This is a genomic window from Bacilli bacterium, from assembly GCA_036381315.1.
Lineage (GTDB): Bacteria > Bacillota > Bacilli > Paenibacillales > KCTC-25726 > DASVDB01.
Genome location: DASVDB010000010.1, coordinates 1 through 9622, shown reverse-complemented (window position 1 = coordinate 9622; position 9622 = coordinate 1). Strand labels below are relative to the sequence as shown.

The following is a 9622-nucleotide window of genomic DNA, read 5'->3' as shown; positions in this document are numbered from 1 at the left end:
AAAGACTGCTGGATCTTGGCGCGCCGGACATCATCGTGCAAAACGAAAAAAGGATGCTGCAAGAAGCCGTCGACGCTCTGATCGACAACGGACGCCGCGGGCGTCCCGTAACGGGACCGGGCAACCGCCCGCTCAAATCCTTAAGCCATATGCTGAAAGGCAAGCAGGGACGGTTTCGGCAAAATCTGCTGGGAAAGCGCGTGGACTACTCCGGGCGTTCCGTTATCGTTGTAGGTCCCAGCCTGAAAATGTACCAATGCGGTTTGCCGAAAGAAATGGCTTTGGAATTGTTCAAGCCGTTCGTCATGAAAGAATTGGTCAACAAAGGGCTTGCGCATAACATTAAAAGCGCGAAACGCAAAGTCGAAAAAATCAGCCCTGAAGTTTGGGATGTGCTGGAAGAAGTCATCAAGGAACATCCGGTGCTTTTGAATCGCGCGCCCACGCTGCACAGGCTGGGAATTCAAGCGTTCGAACCGATTCTGGTCGAAGGCCGCGCGATCAAGCTGCATCCGCTCGTATGCACGGCTTACAACGCTGATTTCGATGGCGACCAGATGGCCGTCCACGTGCCGTTGTCCGCGGAAGCGCAAGCCGAAGCCCGGCTTTTGATGATGGCCTCGGGGAACATCTTGAACCCGAAAGACGGAAAGCCTGTTGTTACGCCGTCGCAGGATATGGTTCTGGGAACCTTTTATTTGACAATGGATAACCCTGAAGCAAAGGGCTCCGGCCTTATTTTGCGCAGCGTCAACGAAGCCGTTTCGGCATACCAGTCGGGCAATGTGTCCTTGCATGCGCGCGTTGCCATCCCGGCAAAAATGTTGAACAAAAAAACATTCACGCCTGAGCAGCAAAACGCCATGCTGGTTACGACGATCGGCAAAATCATTTTCAATGAAATATTCCCGGATGATTTCCCGTATATCAACGAGCCGACCAAAGTCAATTTGATGAACGGGACGCCGGATCGCTACTTTATTTACGAGAAGGGCGCGGACATCAGAAAGGCGATTTTCGCCACTGCCGATAAAGGCGCTATCGGCAAGGAATATCTCGGCGCGATTATCGCCGAATGCTTCCGCCGCTACCATACAACAAAGACTTCCGTGATTTTGGATAACATCAAGCAGCTCGGATTCACCTATTCCACCAAGGCGGGAATTACCATCGCCGTTTCCGACGTTTTGGTTCCGCCGGAAAAACAACAACTGCTTAAAGAGTCGGAAGAGAAGGTCAAAGTCGTGCAAAATCAATACCGCCGCGGCTTGATCACAAACGAAGAACGCTATGACCGCACGATCAGCATTTGGGATAAAATGAAAAGCGACATTACCGACATCTTGATGAAATCGCTCGACAAATACAATTCCATCAATATGATGGTCGAGTCCAAAGCGCGCGGTAACAAATCGCAGATCACCCAGCTTGGCGGAATGCGCGGATTGATGGCGAACCCGGCGGGCCGCATTATCGAATTGCCGATCAAATCGAATTTCCGCGAAGGGTTGACCGTCCTGGAGTACTTTATTTCCACGCACGGCGCGCGCAAAGGTTTGGCTGATACCGCGCTCAGGACGGCGGACTCGGGCTATCTGACCAGACGCCTGGTCGATGTGGCGCAAGATGTGATCGTGCGCGAAGAGGACTGCGGCACCGATAAAGGGTTTACCGTCGGCAAAATCCATGACGGCAAGGAAGTCATTGAAGACTTGTACGACCGGATTGAAGGCCGCTATTCCTTTGAAACGATTCGCCATCCGCAAACCGGCGAGATTATCGTCAACCGCGATGAGATGATCGATTCGGCCAAAGCGAACGCCATCATTGCCGCCGGAATCGAAAAAATTCAGATCCGTTCCGTGCTCAGCTGCCGCACGCGGCACGGTGTTTGCAAGAAATGTTACGGGCGCAATCTCGCGACCGGCAAGTTCGTGGAAATCGGTGAAGCGGTCGGCATTATCGCGGCGCAGTCGATCGGCGAGCCGGGCACGCAGCTGACTATGCGCACATTCCATACGGGCGGCGTCGCCGGAGACGATATTACGCAAGGTTTGCCGCGTATTCAGGAGCTTTTTGAAGCGCGCAACCCGAAAGGCCAGGCGACCATTACCGAAATCGACGGTATCGTGAAAGATATCCGCGAAGCGAAAGACCGCCGGGAAATCGAAGTGGAAGGCGAAGCGGAAACGAAGGTTTACGCGGTCAGCTATGGCTCGCGCATGCGTGTTTCGGTCGGCATGCAGGTAGAAGCGGGCGACGAATTGACCGACGGATCCATCGATCCGAAAGATATGCTGCGGATTAAAGGCATTCGCGGCGTGCAAAATTACATCCTGCAGGAAGTGCAGCGCGTTTACCGCAACCAGGGTGTAGAAATCAACGATAAGCACATTGAAGTGATGATTCGGCAAATGCTCAGAAAAATTCGCGTCGTCGATGCCGGTGATACGGCGCTTTTGCCGGGATCGTTTGTTGATATTCACGAATACGAAGAAGCGAATAAAGAGGCGCTTTTGTCTGACAAGGAACCGGCGGTTGCCCGCCCTGTCCTGTTGGGGATAACAAAGGCGTCGCTCGAAACCGATTCGTTCCTGTCCGCGGCGTCATTCCAGGAAACAACCCGCGTGTTGACCGATGCGGCGATTAAAGGCAAAGTAGACCAGTTGCTCGGATTGAAGGAGAACGTCATTATCGGCAAACTCATTCCGGCGGGAACCGGGATGACCAAATATCGGGGCATTAAAGTCAATGCGCCGAATAACGGCGAAGAAGCACCGGAAGATGCGCTGCATGAAGAAGTCGTATCTGTGGAGTAATCTCCACAGATACGCATGTTTCATAAGCAAACTGCCGGCGGTGATCGACTGGTCAAGGGCGTTCGATCATGTTCTTGACAGGGTCCCGTTTGTGGTGCTACACTATCGTAGTGTGCCAAAAAATACTCCAGAAATTTGGAGGATGTTGAACGTTGTCTTATGAACATATGTTTCCCAAAGGCAAAGTCATTATCGGCACAAAACAAACCACCAAAGCGGTGGAGCACGGAAATGCTTTTGAGGTTTATGTCGCAAGTGACGCAGATCCCAAAATCACGTTCAAGATCACGCAGCTTTGCAAGAAGATGGGCGTGAAAGTGGTTTTTGTCGACACCATGAAGCAGCTTGGCAAAGCGTGCGGAATAGAAGTTGGCGCCGCAATGGCGGCGGTTGTCAAAGAGTAGCAAACAACCGGTTTCGCCTTCCCGGAGTTCGGCAGGGCAAAACCTTTTCGTTTGGCTTGATATGAACCGCCTGGATCTGTGGGCATAAGCAAACCGGCATTTATCAGGAACGAGGAAGGAGGTTGCGCGATGCCGACAATTAATCAATTAGTGCGCAAAGGACGCAAAGCGAAAGTAGTGAAATCAAAATCTCCGGCTCTGCAAAAAGGTTATAATGCAATGAACCGGGAAGAAACGAATTTGAGTTCGCCGCAAAAGCGGGGCGTATGCACCCGTGTCGGGACGATGACTCCGAAGAAGCCGAATTCGGCGCTCAGGAAATATGCGCGTGTTCGGTTGACGAATCGCGTTGAAGTGACGGCTTATATTCCCGGTATTGGGCACAACCTGCAAGAGCACAGCGTTGTACTGATTCGCGGCGGCAGGGTTAAAGATTTGCCTGGTGTCCGCTATCATATTGTACGCGGCGCATTGGATACTGCGGGCGTTAATAACCGCGGCCAGGGCAGATCGAAATACGGAACCAAAAAGCCGAAAGCGAAAAAATGATCTTGCGGATTGGCTGGTACGCAAACACGGATGATTTATGACAGAAAGGGGGATAACTATGCCTCGTAAAGGTCCAGTACCGCGCAGAGACGTATTGCCGGATCCGATTTATAACAGCAAACTGGTTACACGCCTGATCAACAGAATCATGATCGACGGCAAAAAAGGCGTCGCCCAGCGCATCCTGTACGATGCTTTCGATATTATTAGAGAACGCACCGGCAAAGATCCGATGGAAGTTTTTGAACAGGCGCTGAAGAACATTATGCCTGTGCTTGAAGTAAAAGCGCGCCGCGTAGGTGGCGCGAATTATCAGGTTCCGGTAGAAGTAAAGGCGGATCGGAGAACTTCGTTGGGGCTCCGCTGGTTGGTGAATTACTCACGCACGCGCGGCGAACATACCATGCAGGAGCGTTTGGCTGCAGAAATCATTGATGCAAGCAACAACACCGGCGCCGCCGTCAAAAAGCGTGAAGATACGCACAAGATGGCGGAAGCGAACAAGGCGTTTGCGCATTATCGCTGGTAAAATACGACACGATAACAATCATGAAAGAAAGGAGACGAGATCATGCCAAGAGAGTTCTCCTTGGAAAAGACGCGCAATATCGGGATCATGGCGCATATTGATGCGGGTAAAACAACAACCACGGAGCGGATTCTGTTTTATACCGGACGCGTTCATAAGATAGGCGAAGTGCATGAAGGCGCGGCCACGATGGACTGGATGGAGCAGGAGCAAGAGCGCGGCATTACGATTACGTCTGCCGCGACGACCGCGCAGTGGAAAGGTCACCGCATCAACATCATCGACACGCCGGGACACGTGGATTTTACCGTCGAAGTTGAACGTTCCTTGCGCGTTTTGGACGGTTCCGTCGCGGTGTTTAGCGCCAAAGAAGGCGTCGAACCGCAATCAGAAACAGTCTGGCGGCAAGCGGATAAATATCACGTTCCCCGTATTGCTTACGTCAACAAGATGGACATCGTCGGCGCCGACTTCCTGTACGCGGTGAAAACGATGCGCGAGCGGCTGGGCGCGAACGCTGTGCCGATTCAATATCCGATCGGCGCGGAGAATGATTTTGTCGGGATCATCGACCTGATTGAAAATGTCGCCTACATCTACAAAGACGATCTCGGCAAAGAAATTGAAAAAACGGAAGTTCCGGCAGATTACAAGGATAAAGTCGAGGAGCTTCGCAACGAGATGGTGGAGAAAATCGCCGAATTGGATGAAGATCTCACCATGAAATATCTCGAAGGCGAAGAAATCTCCGTAGACGAATTGAAAAAAGCATTGCGCAAAGGCGTTTGCCAAGTGCAAATTTTCCCGGTCATCTGCGGCTCTTCCTACCGCAACAAAGGCGTTCAGCTGATGATGGACGCGGTAGTTGATTATTTGCCGGCTCCTACGGATGTTCCCGATATCCGCGGCATTCTGGAAGACGGCACGGAAACAACCCGGAAGTCTTCGGACAGCGAACCGTTCTCGGCGCTGGCGTTTAAGATCGCATCCGACCCGTTCGTCGGCAAACTGACGTTCTTCCGCGTATATTCCGGGGTGCTCCAATCCGGTTCGTACGTGCTGAACTCGACAAAAGGCAAACGGGAAAGAATCGGGCGCATTTTGCAGATGCACGCCAACCATCGCCAGGAAATCTCGGAAGTATATGCGGGCGACATTGCCGCAGCCGTCGGTTTGAAAGATACGACCACCGGCGATACGCTTTGCGATGAAAAGAATCCGGTCATCCTGGAATCGATGAATTTCCCGGATCCGGTTATCCACATCGCCGTGGAACCGAAAACGAAAGCCGATCAGGACAAAATGGGCGTGGCGCTATCCAAGCTGGCCGAAGAAGATCCGACATTCCGTTTTCATACGGATCAGGAAACCGGACAAACGATTATTTCCGGGATGGGCGAACTGCACCTGGAAATTATCGTCGACCGCATGCTGCGCGAGTTCAAAGTGGAAACGAACGTCGGCAAGCCGCAAGTCGCCTATCGGGAAACTTTCCGCTCTTCGGCGAAAGTGGAAGGGAAGTTTGTCCGCCAGTCGGGCGGCCGCGGTCAATACGGCCACGTTTGGATCGAATTCGAACCGCTTGAGCCCGGCACCGGATTCCAGTTTGAGAACAAGATTGTCGGCGGCGTAGTGCCGAAAGAATATATTCCGGCAGTACAGGCCGGCATTGAAGAATCCATGAAGAATGGCGTTCTTGCCGGATTCCCGCTTGTCGATATTAAGGCGACAATCTTCGACGGATCCTATCATGATGTTGACTCCAGCGAAATGGCGTTCAAAATTGCCGGTTCGCTCGCGCTAAAAGCGGCGAAAGACAAGTGCAATCCCGTATTGCTTGAGCCGATCATGAAAGTTGAAGTCACCGTACCGGAAGAGTACATGGGCGACGTAATGGGCGACCTGAACTCCCGCCGGGGCCGTATCGAAGGCATGGAAGCGCGCGCCGGTGCGCAAGTCATTCGCGCCAAAGTGCCGCTTTCCGAAATGTTCGGATATTCCACGACGCTTCGTTCCCGCACGCAAGGCCGCGGCGTTTACGCGATGGAAATATCCCATTATGAAGAAGTGCCGAGAAGCATTTCGGATGAAATTATTGCGAAGCACAAAGGCGAGTAATTTCGCCATTGGCAAAATAAAACAAGTCAATTTATTTAAGGAGGAATCGCTACTATGGCAAAAGCAAAATTTGAACGGACAAAGCCGCATATCAATATCGGCACAATCGGTCACGTTGACCATGGCAAAACCACACTGACGGCTGCAATCACCACAGTGTTGGCAAAGAAATATGGAGGCAACGCCGTAGCTTTCGACCAAATCGACAAAGCTCCGGAAGAGCGCGAACGCGGTATTACGATCTCGACCGCACACGTTGAATATGAAACGCCGAATCGCCACTACGCTCACGTTGACTGCCCAGGACACGCCGACTACGTCAAGAACATGATCACCGGCGCAGCGCAAATGGACGGCGCCATTCTCGTCGTTTCCGCCGCTGACGGCCCGATGCCGCAAACCCGCGAGCACATCTTGCTGTCCCGCCAGGTTGGCGTGCCTTACATCGTCGTATTTTTGAACAAATGCGACATGGTGGAAGACGAAGAATTGTTGGAACTGGTTGAAATGGAAGTTCGCGACTTGTTGAATGAGTACGAATTCCCGGGCGATGACACGCCGATCATTCGCGGCTCCGCTCGCGAAGCTCTGCAAAATCCTGACGGCCCTTGGGCTGAAAAGATCGTAGAGCTGTTTGAAAAAGTTGACGCATACATCCCGACCCCAGAGCGCGAAACCGACAAGCCGTTCCTGATGCCTGTCGAAGACGTGTTCACGATTACCGGACGCGGTACGGTTGCTACCGGCCGTGTTGAACGCGGAACCGTTAAAGTCGGCGATGAAGTTGAAATTATCGGTTTGGCTGATGAAAACAAGAAGACGGTTGTTACCGGCGTGGAAATGTTCCGCAAATTGCTGGATCAAGCGCAAGCCGGCGACAATATCGGCGCTCTCTTGCGCGGTATTGAACGTAAAGACGTGGAACGCGGCCAGGTTTTGGCTAAACCGGGCTCCGTTAAACCGCATACGACCTTCACTGCGCAAGTTTACGTCCTGACCAAGGAAGAAGGCGGCCGCCACAAACCGTTCTTCGGCGGATATCGCCCGCAGTTCTACTTCCGTACGACAGACGTAACCGGCATCATCAATTTGCCGGAAGGAACCGAAATGGTAATGCCCGGTGACCACATCAACGTTACGGTTGAGTTGATCTCGCCGATCGCGATGGAAGAAGGAACCCGTTTCGCTATTCGCGAAGGCGGCCGCACCGTTGGCGCCGGAGCCGTTTCGACCATCAGCAAGTAATAAATTTAAGAGGAAACATTTTTCCGGACCCTTCTTCAGAAATGGAGGAGGGTCTTTGCATTTGCCCTGTGCGTGATGCCTGTGATGGCGCGGGGGCGGCCAAGCGAGCAGCGGGAGAGAAATAAAAGTGCGCAACCTGGCAGCCACTCCGGTTTGCTTAAAAAAATCTTGCATTAGATTGTATATTTCTATATAATAGTGAACGTTGGTCTGTGACTTTGCGATGATGTGAGAGGTTGCCGACACACCCGGCCCCTTTGCCATGGACCGGCTGTCGGGAAATTTTCACGGAGTATGTCCGATAAGCGAATTGGACGATAAAGGGAGGGAATACAATGGCAAAACAAAAAATCCGCATCCGTTTGAAGGCTTACGATCACAGAATCCTGGATCAATCTGCCGTAAAAATTGTCGAGACGGCGAAACGTTCCGGCGCGGGCGTATCGGGTCCGATACCGCTACCGACGGAAAAGCAGGTGATCACGATTTTGCGCGCGGTGCACAAGTACAAAGATTCGCGGGAACAATTCGAAATGCGCACGCATAAACGTTTGATCGATATTGTCAATCCGACGCCGCAAACGGTTGACGCTCTGATGCGTTTGGATCTGCCGTCCGGCGTGGATATTGAAATCAAATTATAAACATCAGTGACAGCATAATGAAGAAAAGAGGTGTCGACATGACCAAAGGTATCTTAGGCAAAAAACTGGGGATGACACAAGTATTCGCAGCCGACGGAACGGTCATTCCGGTGACAGTCATACAGGCTGGCCCATGTGTGGTTTTGCAGAAAAAAGATACGGAAAACGACGGATACGATGCCATCCAGCTCGGATTCGAGGATAAAAAAGAAAACAATGCCAACAAACCTGAGTCGGGACACGCCAAAAAAGCGAACACGACCCCTAAGCGCTACATTCGGGAAATCCGCGGCGTCAACTTGGCGGATTACGAGGTTGGTCAGGAAATTAAAGCGGACTTATTTGCGGAAGGCGAATTTGTCGACATTACGGGTATCTCGAAAGGCAAAGGATTTCAAGGCGCGATCAAACGCCACGGCCATTCGCGCGGCCCGATGTCGCACGGTTCGAAATACCACCGCGGCCCGGGATCATTCGCAGTGATTCGCACGGCGAACCGGATTCCGAAAGGCAAAAAGCTGGCCGGCCATATGGGAAGCGAAACGGTAACCATTCGCAATCTGGAATTGGTGCGCGTAGACGCCGAGAAAAACGTATTGTTGGTAAAAGGTTCCGTTCCCGGCGCAAATAATAGCTATGTCAAAATTAAATTAACGAATAAAAAGGTTTGATTCGTTGGAAAGGAGGAAGAGTAATGCCTAAAGTGGCTTTATTTAATACAAGCGGCGAACAAATCGGCGATATCGAATTGTCCGACGCCGTATTCGGAATTGAACCGAACGAGCATGTTGTGCATGACGCTGTTGTGATGCAACAAGCATCATTGCGCATGGGCACGCACAAAGTGAAAGGACGCTCGGAAGTAAGCGGCGGCGGCAAAAAACCGTGGAGGCAAAAAGGCACCGGACGCGCCCGGCAAGGCAGCATCCGTGCCCCGCAATGGAAAGGCGGCGGCATCGTATTCGGCCCGACGCCAAGAAGTTATTCCTACAAGTTGCCGAAAAAAGTGCGCAGACTTGCGCTGAAGTCCGTGTTGTCCGCCAAAGTGAAGGATAATGAAATGATCGTGCTTGACCAATTATCGTTTGCCAAGCCGAAAACGAAGGAATTCGTAGCCGTTCTGAAAAATCTGAACGTTGAACGCAAGGCGCTGGTCGTCGGAGCGGAATATGACGATAACGTCGCATTGTCGATCCGCAATGTTCCGGGAGTAAAATTCGTTACCGCTGAAGGTATTAATGTGCTGGACGTCATTGGGCACGACAGATTGATCATGACCAAAGACGCGGTCGCCAAAGTGGAGGAGGTATTCGC

9 protein-coding genes are annotated in these 9622 nt (G+C 52.0%); all 9 read left to right on the top strand.

Annotated features, from left to right (window positions below):
- Positions 1-2819: DNA-directed RNA polymerase subunit beta' (gene rpoC / locus VF260_00715; GenBank protein HEX7055701.1), on the top strand; the 2819-nt coding region annotated here is incomplete at its 5' end.
- A 167-nt stretch (positions 2820-2986) separates the two neighbouring features.
- Positions 2987-3223, top strand: a complete 237-nt coding sequence (locus tag VF260_00710) for a ribosomal L7Ae/L30e/S12e/Gadd45 family protein (protein ID HEX7055700.1) — start codon at positions 2987-2989, stop codon at positions 3221-3223.
- Positions 3224-3352: 129 nt separating this feature from the next.
- Positions 3353-3772 carry a 30S ribosomal protein S12 gene (rpsL, locus tag VF260_00705; GenBank protein ID HEX7055699.1) on the top strand — a complete coding sequence of 140 codons (420 nt, stop codon included), beginning with the start codon at positions 3353-3355 and terminating at the stop codon, positions 3770-3772.
- Positions 3773-3830: 58 nt separating this feature from the next.
- The gene (gene rpsG, locus VF260_00700) at positions 3831-4301 is read left to right on the top strand and encodes a 30S ribosomal protein S7 (protein HEX7055698.1); all 471 of its coding nucleotides are present in this window, start codon (positions 3831-3833) and stop codon (positions 4299-4301) included.
- Between the two features lie 42 nt (positions 4302-4343).
- A complete protein-coding gene (gene fusA / locus VF260_00695) occupies positions 4344-6419 on the top strand; it encodes an elongation factor G (protein HEX7055697.1) in 2076 nt (691 codons plus the stop codon).
- Positions 6420-6473: 54 nt separating this feature from the next.
- Complete coding sequence (gene tuf, locus VF260_00690; protein HEX7055696.1) at positions 6474-7664, top strand: elongation factor Tu; 1191 nt, start codon at positions 6474-6476, stop codon at positions 7662-7664.
- A gap of 335 nt (positions 7665-7999) precedes the next feature.
- Entirely contained in the window at positions 8000-8308 is a 309-nt protein-coding gene (rpsJ, locus tag VF260_00685) for a 30S ribosomal protein S10 (protein HEX7055695.1), read from the top strand.
- A 38-nt stretch (positions 8309-8346) separates the two neighbouring features.
- On the top strand, positions 8347-8979 hold the full coding sequence (gene rplC, locus VF260_00680; protein HEX7055694.1) for a 50S ribosomal protein L3: 633 nt from the start codon (positions 8347-8349) through the stop codon (positions 8977-8979).
- Positions 8980-9002: 23 nt separating this feature from the next.
- On the top strand, positions 9003-9622 hold a 620-nt coding region (rplD, locus tag VF260_00675; GenBank protein ID HEX7055693.1), incomplete at its 3' end, for a 50S ribosomal protein L4.